This is a genomic window from Corynebacterium sp. HMSC11E11 (assembly GCF_001807025.1).
Taxonomy (GTDB): Bacteria; Actinomycetota; Actinomycetes; order Mycobacteriales; family Mycobacteriaceae; genus Corynebacterium; species Corynebacterium freneyi.
The window spans coordinates 55,572-71,342 of the sequence record NZ_KV787131.1; the positions used below are offsets into that span (position 1 = coordinate 55,572).

The 15,771-nt window shown below is 69.1% G+C and carries 17 protein-coding genes; 14 read left to right on the forward strand and 3 right to left on the reverse strand.

The window, feature by feature from the left end:
• The first annotated feature begins 3 nt into the window (after positions 1-3).
• From HMPREF3121_RS04585 to HMPREF3121_RS04605, 5 genes are all read left to right on the forward strand, one after another.
• A complete protein-coding gene (locus HMPREF3121_RS04585; protein ID WP_035120814.1) occupies positions 4-309 on the forward strand; it encodes a DUF2469 domain-containing protein in 306 nt (101 codons plus the stop codon).
• A 122-nt stretch (positions 310-431) separates the two neighbouring features.
• Positions 432-809: a YraN family protein gene (locus HMPREF3121_RS04590; protein WP_070520287.1), complete on the forward strand. Its 378-nt coding sequence runs from the start codon at positions 432-434 to the stop codon at positions 807-809.
• Positions 810-2,351 (forward strand): YifB family Mg chelatase-like AAA ATPase, encoded by a 1,542-nt coding sequence (locus tag HMPREF3121_RS04595; protein WP_070520288.1) that lies wholly within the window; start codon positions 810-812, stop codon positions 2,349-2,351.
• Positions 2,348-3,502 (forward strand): DNA-processing protein DprA, encoded by a 1,155-nt coding sequence (dprA, locus tag HMPREF3121_RS04600; protein ID WP_070520290.1) that lies wholly within the window; start codon positions 2,348-2,350, stop codon positions 3,500-3,502. The genes HMPREF3121_RS04595 and dprA overlap by 4 nt, the downstream gene beginning before the upstream one ends.
• 196 nt (positions 3,503-3,698) lie before the next feature.
• Positions 3,699-4,694 (forward strand): tyrosine recombinase XerC, encoded by a 996-nt coding sequence (locus HMPREF3121_RS04605; RefSeq protein ID WP_083291273.1) that lies wholly within the window; start codon positions 3,699-3,701, stop codon positions 4,692-4,694.
• A gap of 21 nt (positions 4,695-4,715) precedes the next feature.
• Here HMPREF3121_RS04605 and HMPREF3121_RS04610 read toward each other — a convergent pair whose 3' ends face one another.
• The gene (locus HMPREF3121_RS04610) at positions 4,716-5,252 is read right to left on the reverse strand and encodes a peptidoglycan DD-metalloendopeptidase family protein (protein WP_141742968.1); all 537 of its coding nucleotides are present in this window, start codon (positions 5,250-5,252) and stop codon (positions 4,716-4,718) included.
• Between the two features lie 354 nt (positions 5,253-5,606).
• On the opposite strand from HMPREF3121_RS04610, the gene rpsB reads away from it, so the two are divergent.
• From rpsB to HMPREF3121_RS04635, 5 genes are all read left to right on the forward strand, one after another.
• A complete protein-coding gene (gene rpsB, locus HMPREF3121_RS04615) occupies positions 5,607-6,410 on the forward strand; it encodes a 30S ribosomal protein S2 (protein WP_070520292.1) in 804 nt (267 codons plus the stop codon).
• A 111-nt stretch (positions 6,411-6,521) separates the two neighbouring features.
• Positions 6,522-7,349, forward strand: a complete 828-nt coding sequence (tsf, locus tag HMPREF3121_RS04620) for a translation elongation factor Ts (RefSeq protein WP_070520295.1) — start codon at positions 6,522-6,524, stop codon at positions 7,347-7,349.
• Between the two features lie 112 nt (positions 7,350-7,461).
• On the forward strand, positions 7,462-8,196 hold the full coding sequence (pyrH, locus tag HMPREF3121_RS04625; protein WP_070520296.1) for a UMP kinase: 735 nt from the start codon (positions 7,462-7,464) through the stop codon (positions 8,194-8,196).
• 65 nt (positions 8,197-8,261) lie between these two features.
• Complete coding sequence (gene frr, locus HMPREF3121_RS04630; protein ID WP_035120830.1) at positions 8,262-8,819, forward strand: ribosome recycling factor; 558 nt, start codon at positions 8,262-8,264, stop codon at positions 8,817-8,819.
• A gap of 141 nt (positions 8,820-8,960) precedes the next feature.
• Entirely contained in the window at positions 8,961-9,758 is a 798-nt protein-coding gene (locus HMPREF3121_RS04635) for a phosphatidate cytidylyltransferase (RefSeq protein ID WP_083291282.1), read from the forward strand.
• Between the two features lie 36 nt (positions 9,759-9,794).
• Here the strand turns inward: HMPREF3121_RS04635 and HMPREF3121_RS04640 are convergent, their stop codons facing one another.
• Positions 9,795-10,220 carry a LapA family protein gene (locus tag HMPREF3121_RS04640; protein WP_224371859.1) on the reverse strand — a complete coding sequence of 142 codons (426 nt, stop codon included), beginning with the start codon at positions 10,218-10,220 and terminating at the stop codon, positions 9,795-9,797.
• A 66-nt stretch (positions 10,221-10,286) separates the two neighbouring features.
• Between HMPREF3121_RS04640 and rlmN the strand changes: the two genes are divergently transcribed.
• Positions 10,287-11,384: a dual-specificity RNA methyltransferase RlmN gene (rlmN, locus tag HMPREF3121_RS04645; RefSeq protein WP_070520379.1), complete on the forward strand. Its 1,098-nt coding sequence runs from the start codon at positions 10,287-10,289 to the stop codon at positions 11,382-11,384.
• A gap of 91 nt (positions 11,385-11,475) precedes the next feature.
• Here rlmN and HMPREF3121_RS04650 read toward each other — a convergent pair whose 3' ends face one another.
• Positions 11,476-11,949 (reverse strand): DUF2631 domain-containing protein, encoded by a 474-nt coding sequence (locus HMPREF3121_RS04650; RefSeq protein ID WP_070520304.1) that lies wholly within the window; start codon positions 11,947-11,949, stop codon positions 11,476-11,478.
• A gap of 129 nt (positions 11,950-12,078) precedes the next feature.
• Here HMPREF3121_RS04650 and dxr point away from each other — a divergent pair, with 129 nt between their 5' ends.
• The 3 genes from dxr (at position 12,079) to ispG (ending at position 15,729) form a co-directional block, all read left to right on the forward strand.
• A complete protein-coding gene (gene dxr / locus HMPREF3121_RS04655) occupies positions 12,079-13,257 on the forward strand; it encodes a 1-deoxy-D-xylulose-5-phosphate reductoisomerase (protein WP_070520306.1) in 1,179 nt (392 codons plus the stop codon).
• Positions 13,254-14,486, forward strand: a complete 1,233-nt coding sequence (locus HMPREF3121_RS04660) for a M50 family metallopeptidase (RefSeq protein WP_070520309.1) — start codon at positions 13,254-13,256, stop codon at positions 14,484-14,486. Before dxr ends, HMPREF3121_RS04660 begins: the two co-directional genes overlap by 4 nt.
• An 82-nt stretch (positions 14,487-14,568) precedes the next feature.
• Positions 14,569-15,729, forward strand: coding sequence for a flavodoxin-dependent (E)-4-hydroxy-3-methylbut-2-enyl-diphosphate synthase (ispG, locus tag HMPREF3121_RS04665; protein WP_141742969.1), 1,161 nt, complete (start codon positions 14,569-14,571; stop codon positions 15,727-15,729).
• Positions 15,730-15,771 lie beyond the last annotated feature (42 nt).

Sequence of the window (15,771 nt, forward strand, 5' to 3'; positions counted from 1 at the left end):
GACGTGAGCGCCGAAGATCTGGACAACTACGAAGCCGAAGTCGAGCTGTCCCTCTACAAGGAATACCGCGACGTGGTCAGCCAGTTCGCCTACGTCGTCGAGACGGAGCGGCGGTTCTACCTGGCCAACGCCGTCGAACTGATCCCGCACAACTCCGGTGGCGAGGTCTACTTCGAGCTGCGCATGTCCGACGCGTGGGTGTGGGACATGTACCGCCCGGCGCGTTTCGTGCGCTACGTCCGCGTGATCACGTTCAAGGACGTCAACATCGAGGAGCTGGACAAGCCGGATCTGCGCCTGCCGGACTGATCTGCGCCTGCCGGACCAGGGGTGGGCGCGCGTTGTCCACAGGACGCGATCCATCCACAAAACCCGCCCGCCGGGGCACCGGCCGGCGGGCCTTTTTGCCGTCCCCGCCGCATGGTCGGGGCATGACGCGAGCAGGACGGAAAAAACAAGCGGAGCGGCGACGACTCGGCGCGGCGGGAGAGACCGCGGCGGTGGGGTTCCTGAAAGGGCGGGGGCTGACGCTGATCGGGACCAATGTCCGGGTGGGCCGGGACGAACTCGATGCGGTGTTCCTGGACGGTGATGCGGTGGTCGTCGTCGAGGTGAAGACCCGGTCGACGGCCATGATGGGCGACGGTCTGGCGGCGGTGACCGGGCGGAAGATGCGTTCGCTGCGCCGGGGCGTCGCCCGATGGCTGCGGGAGACGGGGAGGGACTGCGATCACGTGCGTTTCGACGTCGTCGACGTCAGGCCCGCCGGCGGGGAATTGACCCTCGAGTGGTTCCGGGGCGTGGCGTAGATGAGCGTCGGCAGGTCGGTGTCGGTGGCGTTGCAGGGGCTCGACGGGGTCGTCGTCGCGGTGGAGGCCGACGTGGGCCCGGGATTGCCCGGTATGCACATCGGCGGATTGGGGGACGCCGCCGTGGCCGAGGCGCGGGATCGCGTGCGCACCGCGGCGGTGAACTCGGGGTTGACGTGGCCGCGGACCAAGGTGGTGGTGTCGATGTCGCCGGCCAGCCTGCGCAAGCACGGGTCGGCGTTCGACCTGTCCATCGTGTGCGCGGTGCTGTCCTCCGGGCTCGACGACGGCGACGAGGCGCGCGGTCGGCTCGAACGCACGGCGCTGCTCGGGGAAGTCGGGCTCGACGGGACGGTGCGGCCGGTGCAGGGAATCCTGCCCGCCGTCATCGCCGCCCGGGACGCGGGACTGCGGTGGGTGGTCGTGCCCGCCGGCAATCTCGACGAGGCGGCGTTGGTCGGGGGAATCGCCGTGGGAGGGGTGTCCACCCTGGCGCAGTTGTGGCGGTGGGCGCTCACGGGTGACGGGGTGGATGCGCCCGGTGAGGGGCGGCGGGCCGTCGTCACGCAAGAACTGCCGGACATGCGGGACATCCACGGCCAAGCCGAGGCGCGCCGGGCGCTGGAGGTCGTCGCGGCCGGCGGGCACCACGTGTTCCTGACGGGGCCGCCCGGAACCGGCAAATCGATGCTCGCGGCGCGGCTGCCGGGGATCCTGCCGCCGCTGGCGGAGGCCGAGGCACTGGAGGTGACGGCCGTGCATTCGGTGTCGGGGCGCATCGGGGCGCACGAAGGCGGGCTGATCACCCGGCCGCCGTTCGTGGCGCCGCATCATACGGTGACTGCGGCGGCGCTGCTCGGCGGAGGATCGGGCGTGCCGAAACCCGGGGCGATGAGCCTCGCGCATGGCGGGGTGCTGTTCCTCGATGAGGTGACGCTCATGCCCGCCCGGGTGCTCGACGCGCTGCGCACCCCGCTGGAGCGCGGGGAAGTCACGCTGCTGCGATCGCGACACCAGGTGCGGTACCCCTGCCGCGTGCAACTGGTGATGGCCGCCAACCCCTGTCCCTGCGGTGCCGCCGAGCCGGGGGAGTGCACGTGTCCGCCCGGGGCGCGGCGTCGGCACATGGCCGCGGTGTCGGGGCCGCTGCGCGACCGCATCGACGTGCAGCTGTCCATCCACCCGCGGCATTCCGTCGTGAGGCCGGAGCCGGGCGAGGAATCGGCGGCGATCCGCGAGCGGGTGATCGCGGCGCGGGACCGGGCGCGCGCACGATGGACGGCGATGGGCATCGAGGCGGCGGGGGCGAATTCCTCGGTGCCCGGACCGGTGCTGCGCAGAAACGCACCGGCCGACGATGCGGGGATGGCGTACCTGGAATGCCGCCTGGCGGACCGCACGGTCACCCAACGCGGCGTCGACAGGGCGCTGCGGGTCGCCTGGACGCTCGCGGACCTCGACGGACGGGAGCGGCCGACCCTCGAGGACGTGGCCGCGGCGTGTGACCTGCATGCCCCGACCGACGGCGAGGTGGCGGCATGACGCGGGCGCGCCGGGCGTGGGCGTATCTGGCGCGGACGGTCGAGGGGCCGCATCCGTCGCTGAACGTGTTGTTGGGAGAAGTCGGGCCGGAGGAGGCCGCCGAACGCGTCAAACGACGGGTCGGGTTGCCGCGGGATCTGGCGGGGGCGACGGAAACCCGGTACCACCGGGATCAATCGGACGAGGACCTGGCCGCCGCCGAGCGGCACGGGTTCCGTCTGGTCACCCCCGAAGACGACGAATGGCCCGTAGACGCGATCCAACAATTCCTCGGGTCGACCGCCACGGGGCCGGAGGCCGCGCCACCGCATGCGTTGTGGGTGCGGGGCGGCGAGTTGGGTTCGCTTTTCGACGACTCCGTGGCGATGGTCGGCACCCGGGCCGCCACGTCCTACGGCACCCGGATGACCGAGCGATTGGCGGCGGGCGTGGCCCGTGCGGGGGCGACGATCGTCAGCGGCGGGGCGCTCGGCATCGACGCGGTGGCGCACCGGACGGCGCTGGAAGCCGGCGGTCGGACAGTCGTGGTCGCCGCATGCGGTCCGGGGGTCGACTACCCGGTGTCGCACGTGGACCTGTTCCGGCGGATCGGGGCGACGGCGAAACACGGGGCGATCGTCACCGAGTACCCGCCGGGGGTCAGGCCGGCCCGGCACAGGTTCCTCACCCGCAACCGTTTGGTGGCCGGGCTGACCGGGGCGACGGTGCTGGTGGAGGCGGGGTGGCGCTCGGGGGCGCGCAACACCGCCGGGTGGGCCAGAAGCATGAACCGTCCGGTCGGGGCGGTTCCGGGGCCGGCGACGGCGGCGTCGTCCACGGGTTGCCACGATGCGATTCGGCAGGGGGACGCGGTGCTGGTGACCAGTCCGGAGCACATTCTCGGCCTGTACCGGGGCGTCGGCGCCGTCGACGAGGACGCGCAGCTGGAGTTGGATTGGGCCGCCGATCCCGTGCAGGCGCTGGGCCGCAACGAACTGCGGGTCTACGACGCCACCCCGATGGCCGGGGTCGGGGAAGGCCGGGGTGCCGATACGGCGGCCATCGCGGCAGAGGCGGCGCTGACGTTGCCGTTGACCATGCATCTGCTGCTGGCCCTGGAGGGAAAGGGCCTGGTGGTCCGTGAGGGGAGTACGTGGCGAAGGGCGAGGTAGGGGCCTTCGAAAATCGGGAGAAAATTGGGGGTTGCGACTTCCGTAAGGCTATGTAGAATAGGGCAGGCAAGCCTAAGGGAGGGGCCGATACGGGCTGGTGTCGGCCACTCTTCCCGCTAACGGTGGGCCGGACGAGGGCGTCGTGTCTTCAGGGGTCGCGACGGCCACCCGGCTCACCGGGGTAGGGTCTTGCATCATGGGTGAGGCACTGACGACGGCTTCCGGAGGGCCCGCGGATCACGCGGACCGCCGGGGGCCGTCGTCGCCGCTCTCCGACGCATTGTCCCCGAACCTCGAGGCGGTGCTGGGAGACTTCCTCGACCACCTCGAACATGTCCGGGGACTCGCGCCGCGCACCATCCGCGCGTACCGGGCCGACCTCGTGCCCTTGCTCGCGGGCATCGACGACATCGGCGAACTCGACGTTCGCGTCATCCGGGCCCACCTCGGCGCCAAGCATCGGGCGGGTGCGGCTCGTTCGTCCCTGGCCCGGGCCGTGACCTCCATCCGCCGGTTCGGGGCCTGGGCGGTCTCGGCGGGGCTTCTCGACGTCGACCCCGCCGCCCGCGTGACCGGACCCCGCCCGCATCGCCACCTTCCCGAGATCCTCACCGTCGACCAAGCCGACGCCATGCTCGACGGGAAGGGGGGAGAGGGAGAGGTCGCTTCCGGCGAAAACGCCACTCCCGCACGGCGGGCGCTGGCCCTGCGGGACCGGGCGTTGATGGAGATCCTTTACGCGGCCGGTATCCGCGTGGGCGAGTTGTGCGCGCTCGACCTCGACGACGTCGATCTCGCCCGCGGCACCCTCACCGTCACGGGCAAAGGCGACAAGCAGCGCACCGTCCCCTTCGGCGAACCTGCGGCCCGCGCCATCGAGAACTGGATCGGCGCCCGCGACGAGGTGGCCGCCGGAGAGAACCCGGCCCTGTTCCTCGGGGCCCGCGGCGGGCGGCTGGATCCCCGTCAGGCCCGCCGCATCGTCCACGCGGCGACGTCGGAGGCCGGGGCGGACCTGTCCCCGCACGGGCTGCGCCACACCGCAGCCACGCACATGGTCGAAGGTGGCGCCGATCTGCGCGTCGTGCAGGAGATGCTCGGCCACGCGTCGCTGGGCACGACGCAGATTTACACCCACGTCTCCACCGACCGGCTGCGCGAGGCGCACCGCCGGGCCCACCCCCGGGCGTGAGCGGGCCCTTCCCTCAGCCCCTCACTCCACGGGTTTCAACACGATCGGCCTGAGCCACAGCAAATCCAGCGGATTGAGGTAATCCCGACCCCGCAGCGCGCCCCAATGCAGGCCGGGGTCCTGGCCGGCCTCCAACGTCCCGATCACGTCACCCCGGCGCACCCGATCACCGCGACGCACCGACCACCGCACCGGCTGATAGGTGGTGCGGATGCCGTCGGCGTGCATCACCGACACCGTCGGCGTCCCCGCCACCATCCCGGCGAAGTGCACGACACCGTCACCCGAGGCTCGCACGGCCGATCCGATCGGCGCCGCCAGATCCACGCCCCGGTGTCCGGGCAGCCAGCGTTGGGCCGGCGGATCGTAGGGAGTGACGACGTCGCCCGGCACCGGTTTGGCGTGCTCTATCGCGGAGATGCCGCCGGAGCGAGGGGCGGCATCGGCCACCGTGGATTCCGGAATGACGGAAATGCAGGCAAAGAGCGAGCAGCACAGGACAATGCACAGACACCGGGCCAGCGATCGAATGGCCGTATGTTGGAGGGGCGCGGTCACGGCCTCAGATGACCGTGAAGGTCGGCCGTCGTCAAGCGAAAAAGCCCGGCCCCGACGCCCGATTGTGGATAAAAGTCGACCTGTGGATGAGCCCGTTGGCGCCACCAGCGGCGTTGCGCTAAACTACCCCCCGCAGTGTGCCCGGACGACCCGGGCACGCTGACTTCGCGCGCCGCACATCGCAGCCCACGTCGCCGGGTGCCCGGTCACAACCGGGAGGCGACGCAGGTTCCAGCGGCGCCAGGGTGCGGAGAAAACCCGCACGCGACATCAACCGAACATCAATCAGAAAGCGAGGAAGGGAAGCAGCCGCGGTCCTAGTCAGACCGGACGAGAGGCCTTCCCTGAATTCACATGGCTGTCGTTTCCATGCGCGAACTCCTCGACGCCGGCGTCCACTTCGGACACCAGACGCGTCGCTGGAACCCCAAGATGAAGCGCTTCATCTTCACCGACCGCAACGGCATCTACATCATCGACCTGCAGCAGACGCTGACCTACATCGATGAGGCCTACGAGTTCGTCAAGGAGACCGTCGCCCACGGCGGCAACATCCTTTTCGTCGGCACCAAGAAGCAGGCCCAGGAGGCCGTGCAGAACGAGGCCGAGCGCGTCGACATGCCCTACGTCAACCACCGTTGGCTCGGCGGCATGCTCACCAACTTCTCCACCGTCTCCAAGCGTCTGGCCCGCCTGAAGGAGCTTCAGGCCATGGACGCCGCCGAGAACGGCTACGAGGGTCGCACCAAGAAGGAAATCCTCATGCTGACCCGCGAGCGCACCAAGCTGGAGCGCACCCTGGGCGGCATCCGCGACATGGCCAAGGTCCCCTCGGCCCTGTGGATCGTCGACACCAACAAGGAGCACATCGCCGTCTCCGAGGCGAAGAAGCTCAACATCCCGGTCGTCGCCATCCTGGACACCAACTGCGACCCGGACGACGTCGACTACCCGATCCCGGGCAACGACGACGCCATCCGCTCCGCCACCGTCCTGACCCGCATCATCTCCTCCGCCGTGGAGGAGGGCCGCCGCGTCCGCGCCGAGCGCGAGACCGCCGCCAACCGCGAGGCCGCCGGTGACGCCCCGGTCGAGGCTCCCGCCGCCGAGGCCACCGAGGCTCCGGCCGAGCAGGCCGAGACCCCGGCCGCCGAGTAATTTCGCGGGGACGGGAAACCGTCGATGTGGGAGACTGTCCGCACGGACAGTCTTTCCGGGCCGCATCCCGACGGCCCATCCGACAAACGACACCAAGGAGGATCGCCGCACATGGCGAATTTCACCGCCGCCGACGTCAAGAAGCTCCGCGAGCTCACCGGCTCCGGCATGAAGGCCTGCAAGGACGCCCTGGTCGAGACCGAGGGTGACTTCGACAAGGCCGTCGAGATCCTGCGCATCAAGGGCGCCAAGGACGTGGGCAAGCGTGCCGAGCGCACCGCCGCCGAGGGCCTCATCGCCGTCTCCGGCAACACCATGGTCGAGGTCAACTCCGAGACCGACTTCGTGGCCAAGAACGCCGAGTTCATCGAGTTCGCCAACAAGGTCGCGGAGGCCGCCGCCAAGGTCAAGGCCAACTCCCAGGAGGAGCTCGCCGCCGCCGACCTCGACGGCCAGACCGCCGCCGACGCCACCCAGGAGCTGTCCGCCAAGATCGGCGAGAAGCTCGAGCTGCGTCGCGCCGTGACCCTCGAGGGCGACGACGTCGCCGTGTACCTGCACCGTCGCTCCGCCGACCTGCCCGCCAGCGTCGGCGTGCTCGTCGCCTACACCGGCTCCGGCGAGGAGGCCCAGCAGGCCGCCCACGTCGCCGCCATGCAGGTCGCCGCGCTCAAGGCGCAGTACCTCACCCGCGAGGACGTCCCGGCCGAGCGCGTCGAGGCCGAGCGCACCGTCCTGGAGAACATCACCCGCGAGGAGGGCAAGCCGGAGGCCGCCCTGCCGAAGATCGTCGAGGGTCGCCTCAACGGCTTCTTCAAGGACATCGTCCTCCTGGACCAGGCGTCCGTCGCCGACTCCAAGAAGACCGTCAAGCAGCTGATGGACGAGGCCGGCGTCACGCTGACCGGTTTCGCCCGCTTCGAGGTCGGCCAGCACTAAAGGCCGCCGCGACAGCGCAGGGGCGGGCCCCGGACCTTCGTCGGTTCGGGGCCCGCCCCTTTGCGCGTGTACCATCTGCGATAGCCGATTACCCCGCACAGAAAGAAGGGTCATGACCGACACCACCGAAAAGGACGCCCGCACCGGTTTCCGGCGAGTGATGCTGAAGCTGGGCGGTGAAATGTTCGGTGGCGGCTCCGTGGGCGTCGACCCCAACGTGGTCGAAAACGTCGCCCGCCAGATCGCCGAGGTCGCCCGCGCGGGCACCGAGGTGTGCGTCGTCATCGGCGGCGGCAACTTCTTCCGCGGCGCGCAGCTGCAGCAGCGCGGCATGGATCGCGCGCGCTCCGACTACATGGGCATGCTGGGCACCGTCATGAACTGCCTTGCGCTGCAGGACTTCCTGGAGCAGCAGGGCGTGGACTCGCGGGTGCAGACGGCCATTCAGATGACGCAGGTCGCCGAGCCGTACTTGCCGCTGCGCGCCAAGCGTCACCTGGAGAAGGGCCGCGTCGTCATTTTCGGCGCCGGCATGGGCATGCCGTACTTCTCGACGGACACCACCGCCGCCCAGCGAGCCCTGGAGATCGGGTGCGACGTGCTGCTGATGGCCAAGGCGGTCGACGGGGTGTACTCCGACGATCCGCGCGAGAACCCGGACGCCGAGATGTTCGACCACATCACCCACCGCGAGGTCATCGAGCGCGAGCTGCGCGTCGCCGATGCGACGGCCTTTTCGCTGTGCATGGACAACGACATGCCGATCCTGGTGTTCAATCTGCTCACGGACGGCAACATCGCCCGCGCCGTGGCGGGCGAGCACATCGGCACGCTCGTGCGCAGCTGATAGATTAAAGACCCGTAACACCCGCAGGGGACGAGACCGACAGGTCCCAGATAGAAGAGGCGACGATGATCGACGAGACGCTGCTCGATGCAGAAGAGAAGATGGCCAACTCCGTGGAGCACTGCCGCGAGGAGTTGACCCACATCCGCACCGGCCGCGCGAATCCCGCGATGTTCAACGGCGTCATCGCCGAGTATTACGGCGCGCCGACCCCGATCACCCAGATGTCCACCATCTCGGTGCCGGAGCCGCGGATGCTCATCATCAAGCCGTACGAGCCGTCGGTCATGCAGGACATCGAAGATGCCATCCGCAACTCGGATCTGGGCGTCAACCCGACCAACGACGGCCAGGTTCTGCGCGTCACGGTGCCGCAGTTGACGGAGGAGCGTCGCCGCGAGATGACGAAGATCGCCAAGGGCAAGGGCGAGGACGCGAAGATCGCCATCCGCAACGTGCGCCGCAAGGGCATGGAGGCCCTGAAGAAGATCCAGAAGGACGGCGACGCGGGCGAGGACGAGGTGCAGACCGCCGAGAAGGAGCTCGACGGCGTCACCAAGAAGTACGTCGAGCAGGTCGATGCGCTCGTCGAGCGCAAGGAAGCCGAGCTGATGGAGGTCTAGGACCTCCGCTTTCCCGTATGCCCCCTTTTTTCACGAACCGGAGCTGACGTGCCCTCGCCGAATTCCGAGCGCCTCATCGAGGAGCTCCGCCTTCCCAAGCCGCGCAATTCCGCGGGGCGCAACGTGCCCGTCGCCATCGGCATGGGCGTGTTGCTGGGTGCCCTGGTCATCGGTTCGCTGCTGCTCGGCCCGGTGGCGTGGTACGTCCTCGTCGCGGTGGCCGCGGCGGCGGCCACGTGGGAGGTGGCGCAGCGGTTGCGGGAGTCCGATTGGATGTTGCCGCGGCCGGTGCTGATCCTCGGCGGGCAGGCGATGATTTGGCTGTCGTGGCCGATGGGGGTGTCGGGCATCGCCGTGGGCCTGTTGGCCACGTTGATGGCGTTGCTGGTCAGCCGGTTGTTCTTGTACGGCGCGAACGAGGCGCCGCGGAACTGGCTTCGCGACGTCGGCGTGGGCTGTTTGGTGATCATGTGGATCCCGCTGTGCCTGGCGTTCGCCGCGAGCCTGGCGCACATGCCCACTCCGGGCGACGTGAATCCGGTGTGGGTGATCGTCACCTTCATGTTGTGCGTGGTCGCCAATGACGTCGGCGGCTACGTGGCCGGGGTGTTCTTCGGCAAGCATCCGATGGCGCCGGCGGTGAGCCCGAAGAAATCGTGGGAGGGTTTCGCGGGCTCGGTGGCCTTCGGCTCCGCGGTTGGTGCGGCGTCGGCGGTTCTGCTTCTCGACGCCCCGTGGTGGTTCGGCATGGTGCTCGGCATGGTGCTCGTCGTCGCCGCCACCCTCGGCGATCTCGTTGAGTCGCAGTTCAAGCGGGATCTGGGGATCAAGGACATGTCCGACCTGATCCCGGCCCACGGTGGCCTGATGGACCGCCTGGACGGCATGTTGCCGGCGGCGGCCATGGCCTGGATGATGTTGACGATCTTCGGCCTGTGACGGCCGGGCCCCGGGGGCGGGGGAGGGGCCGGCGGGTCAGCCGCGCTTGTGGTTGCGCTTCATCTCGAACATCTTCCAGATGCCGGCGCAGGCCATGATGAGGCCGCCGATGATGGAGGCCAGCAGGAGACCCACGCCGAGCGGGAAGTTCCACGTCCACGCGAACAGGTTGAGCTCAACGGACTGCTGGTTCTGCATGATGAACACCAGCAGCAGGATCAGCAGCAGGGCGCCGACGATGAGGGCGACCCACGTACTCGACGCCGCGGTGCCCTGCTTGGCGGGTTTGGCGGGCTTGGCGGGCTTGTCGTCGTGGAAGGGGGTGGGGGCCTTTTCCGTCGCCGGGGCGATCGCGGTGTCGTCGCTGCCCGGGGCGGGAGGGAGGTCCGCTGCGTTCTCTGCGGGCAGGGGGTAGTCGTCGCGGGAGCGCCCGGAGGCGGCGGGAAGGTCGTTTTCAGTCATGCACACCATTCAACCTTGCCGTGCGGTTCGCCGCCAATGGTCGCAGCATGCGATGATGAGGCCATCATGACCAAGCAACTTCCGCTCGTCTTCAAGGCGCCCCGGCGCGGCATGCCCGACCCCCACCTCGCGGACCTGGATGGTCCGGCCCTCAAGGAAGCGGTGAAGGATCTCGGCCTGCCGGCGTTCCGCGCCAATCAGATCGCCCGCCATTACTACGGCCGCCTCGAGGCGGACCCGGAGACCATGACGGACCTGCCCGCCGCCGCCCGCGGCAAGGTCAAGGACGCGTTGTTCCCGCCTCTTCTGGAGCCGGTGCGGCACATTTCCTGCGATGACGGCGAGACCCGCAAGACCCTGTGGAAGGCCGGCGACGGCACGTTGCTGGAGTCGGTGCTGATGAAGTACCCGGATCGTGCGACGCTGTGCATTTCGTCGCAGGCCGGTTGCGGCATGGCGTGCCCGTTCTGCGCGACCGGCCAGGGCGGTCTGCAGCGCAATCTGTCGACCGCGGAGATCATCGACCAGGTCCGCGAGGCCGCAGCCACCATGCGCGACGAGGGCGGTCGGTTGACGAACATCGTCTTCATGGGCATGGGCGAGCCCCTGGCCAATTACAAGCGCGTCGTCGCCGCGGTGCGCCGGATCACGGACCCGGTGCCGGATGGTTTCGGCATTTCGCAGCGCAACGTCACGGTGTCGACGGTGGGGTTGGCGCCGGCGATCCGCAAGCTTGCCGACGAGGACCTGTCGGTGACGTTGGCGGTGAGCCTGCACACGCCGGACGACGAGCTGCGCGACACCCTGGTGCCCATCAACAATCGGTTCACCGTCGCCGAGGTTCTCGACGCCGCCCGGTACTACGCCGACAAGTCCGGCCGTCGGGTGTCCATCGAGTACGCGCTCATCCGCGACATCAACGACCAGGGTTGGCGCGCCGACATGCTGGGCAAGAAGCTGCACAAGGCCCTCGGCTCGCGCGTGCACGTCAATCTCATCCCGCTCAACCCGACGCCGGGGTCGAAGTGGGACGCGTCGCCGAAGGAGCAGCAGGACGAGTTCGTCCGCCGCGTCCGCGAACAGGGCGTGCCCTGCACCGTGCGCGACACCCGCGGTAACGAGATCGCCGCGGCCTGTGGTCAGCTCGCGGCCGAGGGCGCCTGACCCACACGGTCGTCCCACGCGGACGCGAAAAACGCCCGCGCCGTGCGAACACGGTGCGGGCGTCGTCGTCCCGGGGGACCTCCAGTGAGGATTAGGCCTGGAGGGTCTTGCCCTTGTCCTCGTCGGTCGCCGGAATGCCGGCGGTCACCGGGGCCTGGGCCTTGTTCTTGCCGTAGGTCTCCGGGGTGTGGTTCCAGGCGCGCATCTGGGACTCGGTGAGCTCGGCGTAGACGCCGGTGCCGTTGAGCTGGTCGCTGGTCCACTGCGGCTCGACGTGGCCGAGCGGCTTGTTGTGGGCGGTGACGGTGCGGACCTGCTTGCCCTTCGGCGAGAAGGCGCGCAGCAGCAGGCCGATGGTGAAGAGCGCGGCGATGCCGATCAGCCAGATGTTCTCGACCTTGCCCGGGTGGTTGCCCCAGAGCATCGCGATCAGGAAGATCACGGAGATCCAGCCGGCCTTCTGCAGGGTCGCCTCGCTCAGGGCGCTCCAACCCCACTTGGCGGCGGGGACGTCGAGATTGCTGACGCCGTTGTAGAATTCTTCCTTCTTCTGTCCGTGGGCCACGGTAATCCTCCTGTTTGCGCCGTACCTTCGCCGCCGCAGTGCCTGGTGTTGCTTGTGCTCGTCACGGTGTTCGTCACCGTCGCATCCGCGGCGGTCCCGCTAACGTGCATTTTGGCACACTCTCAGCGAATGTTGAGTATCGGGTGTAACAATACCCCAGTGAAGACCAGGATTCTCGTTCTCGGCAGCACCGGTTCCATCGGCACGCAGGCGCTGGAGGTGATCGCCGACAATCCGGAACGGTTTGCCGTGGTCGGACTGGCCGCGGGCGGGGGGAACCCGGAATTGCTCGCCGCCCAGGCGAAGGCCCACGGCGTGTCGTTCGATCATGTCGCCTGCGCCGATCCGGCCGCCGCGGCGTCCATCGACGCATCCGTCCTCCACGGCCCCGACGCCGCCGAGCGTCTGGTTCGCGAGGTCGAGGCGGACGTCGTGCTCAATGCGCTGGTCGGTTCCATGGGGCTCGGGGCGACCCTCGCCGCCCTGGAGTCCGGGGCGCGTCTGGCGCTGGCGAACAAGGAATCCCTCGTGGCCGGTGGTTCGCTGGTCCTGCGCACCGCGCGGCCGGGCCAGCTGGTGCCGGTCGATTCGGAGCATTCCGCCATGGCCCAGTGTCTGCGGTCGGGCACCCTGGACGAGGTCGACCGGCTCGTGCTCACGGCCTCCGGCGGCCCGTTCCGCGGTTGGACCCGCGAGCAGCTGATGACCGCCACCCCCGAGCAGGCGGGCGCGCACCCGACGTGGTCGATGGGCCCCATGAACACCCTCAACTCGGCGTCGCTGGTGAACAAGGGTCTGGAACTCATCGAGGCATCCCTGCTTTTCGACGTTCCGGCCGATCGCATCGACGTCACCGTGCACCCGCAGTCGATCATCCATTCCATGGTGACCTTCATCGACGGGGCGACCATCGCGCAGGCGTCGCCGCCGTCGATGAAGCTGCCCATCGCCCTGGCCATGGGGTGGCCGGACCGCGTCGCCGACGCCCAGCCGGCGCTGGACTTCCGCGACGCGATGGATTGGCGTTTCGAACCCCTCGACGACGACGTCTTCCCGGCCGTGCGCCTGGCGCGCGAGTCGGTGACGGTCGGCGGTTGCACCCCGGCGGTGTACAACGCCGCCAACGAAGAGGCCGCGGAGGCGTTCCTCGCAGGCCGCATCGCCTTCCCGCACATCGTCGACACCGTCGGGGAGACCCTCGACGCCATCGACGCGACGGCGCAGCCGCGCGACATCGCCGACGTCCTCGAAGTCGAGGGCCGGGCCCGGGCGCTGTCCACCGAGTTGGCGGATAGGCTGGCGCGGTGAGTTTTCTTCTCGGGGTCGTCCTTTTCGCGCTCGGCATCGCGGTGACCATCGCCCTGCACGAGTGGGGCCACATGCGGGCCGCCCGCGCATGCGGCATGCGCGTGCGCCGTTACTTCATCGGCTTCGGACCGACGGTGTGGTCCACCAGCCGCCGCCACGCTGGCGCCGGGGGCCATCTCACCGAGTACGGCGTCAAGGCCGTGCCGTTGGGCGGTTTCTGCGACATCGCGGGCATGACCGCCCAGGACCCGGTGGCGCCGGAGGAAGAGGAACACGCCATGTGGCGCCGCCCCTGGTGGCAGCGCATCGTGGTGCTCTCCGGCGGCGTGGCCATGAACCTCGTCGTCGGCGTCATCCTCATCTACGTCGTCGCCGTGGCGTGGGGCCTGCCGAACCTCAACGCGGACTATTCGCCGCGCGTGCAGGCCACCCAGTGCGTGCCCGCCACCCAGCACGCCGACGGGACCCTGTCGGAGTGTTCCGGCACCGGGCCCGCCGGAGACGCGGGGTTGCGGGCCGGCGACGTGATCACGTCGGTCAACGGCCGGGAGGTGGAGACCTACCCGCAGGTCATCGAGGCCGTCGGGTCGTCGGAAAGCGGCCCCATCGAATTCACCGTCGAGCGGGCGGGCACCATCGAAACGATCACGGTGCAACCCGACGTAGTCGAACGCCGCGCCGCCGACGGCACCGTCGTGGAAACCCCCGCCGTCGGCGTGCTGTTCCAACGGCCGGACAACACCCTCAACGAGTACACGCCGCTGACCGCGGTGCCCGGGGCGCTGACGTTCACCGTCGACATGTTCGGCGCCGTGTGGGACGGCCTGCTGTCCATCCCGTCGAAGGTGCCCGGCGTCGTCGCGTCGATCTTCGGCGGCGAACGCGACCAGGAAAGCCCCATGAGCGTCGTCGGCGCCAGCCGCGTCGGCGGCGAGATGGTGGAAAACGACATGTGGAGCGGGTTCCTCATGATGCTCGCCAACCTCAACTTCTTCCTGGCGCTGTTCAACCTCGTGCCGCTGCCGCCGCTCGACGGCGGGCACATCGCCGTCGTCGTCTACGAGAAGCTCCGCGACTTCGTCCGCCGCCTGGCCGGCAAGCCCGCCCTGGGCCCGGCGGATTACACCAAGCTGATGCCGGTGACGATGGCGTTCACCGCCGTGCTGCTGACGTTCGGCGTGATCGTCATCGCAGCCGACGTCGTCAACCCGATCCGGCTTTTCGGCTAACGTCCATGTGTAGACGCCATCCAGGCATGGCTATCCACGTACCGCCATCCACGTACCGTCCAGGAATGAGGAAGCACTTCCCGTGAACGTCTCGCTCGGAATCCCCGAAACCCCCGCCGTCCTCGCGCCGCGTCGCAAGACCCGCCAGCTGATGGTCGGCGGCGTCGGGGTCGGGTCGGACCACCCGATCTCGGTGCAGTCGATGACCAACACGAAGACGCACGACATCAACGCCACGCTGCAGCAGATCGCGCAACTGACCGCGTCGGGCTGCGACATCGTCCGCGTCGCGTGCCCGAAGACGATCGACGCGGAGGCGCTGCCGATCATCGCGAAGAAGTCGCCGATCCCGGTCATCGCGGACATCCACTTCCAGCCGAAGTACATCTTCGCCGCCATCGACGCGGGATGTGCGGCGGTGCGCGTGAACCCGGGCAACATCAAGGAGTTCGACGGACGCGTCAAGGAGGTCGCCAAGGCCGCCGGTGACGCGGGCATTCCCATCCGCATCGGCGTCAACGCCGGTTCGCTGGACAAGCGGATCATGGAGAAGTACGGCAAGGCCACCCCGGAGGCGCTGGTGGAGTCGGCGCTGTGGGAGGCGAGCCTGTTCGAGGAGCACGGCTTCGGCGACATCAAGATCTCCGTCAAGCACAACGACCCGGTGGTGATGGTGGAGGCCTACCGTCAGCTGGCCGCGCAGTGCGATTACCCGCTGCACCTCGGCGTGACGGAGGCCGGCCCGGCGTTCCAGGGCACCGTGAAGTCCGCCGTGGCGTTCGGAGCGCTGCTGGCGGAGGGCATCGGCGACACCATCCGCGTGTCGCTGTCGGCTCCGCCGGAGGAGGAGATCAAGGTCGGCGACCAGATCCTCCAGTCGCTGAATCTGCGTCCGCGCAAGCTGGACATCGTGTCGTGCCCGTCGTGCGGTCGCGCGCAGGTCGACGTGTACGAGTTGGCCGACAGGGTCACCGCAGGCCTGGAGGGCCTGGAGGTGCCGTTGCGCGTGGCCGTGATGGGCTGCGTCGTCAATGGTCCGGGCGAGGCGCGCGACGCCGACCTGGGCGTGGCGTCGGGCAACGGCAAGGGGCAGATCTTCGTCAAGGGCGAGGTCATCAAGACCGTGCCGGAGGATCAGATCGTGGAGACCCTGATCGAGGAGGCCATGCGCATCGCCGCCGAGATGGGCGAGGACGCGGGCACCGTCACCGGTGCGCCGGAGGTCAAGATCACCGGCGCCTAGCGGCGCGCGTCCGGGGCAAGGTTTCGGGCTTGACGACGGCCG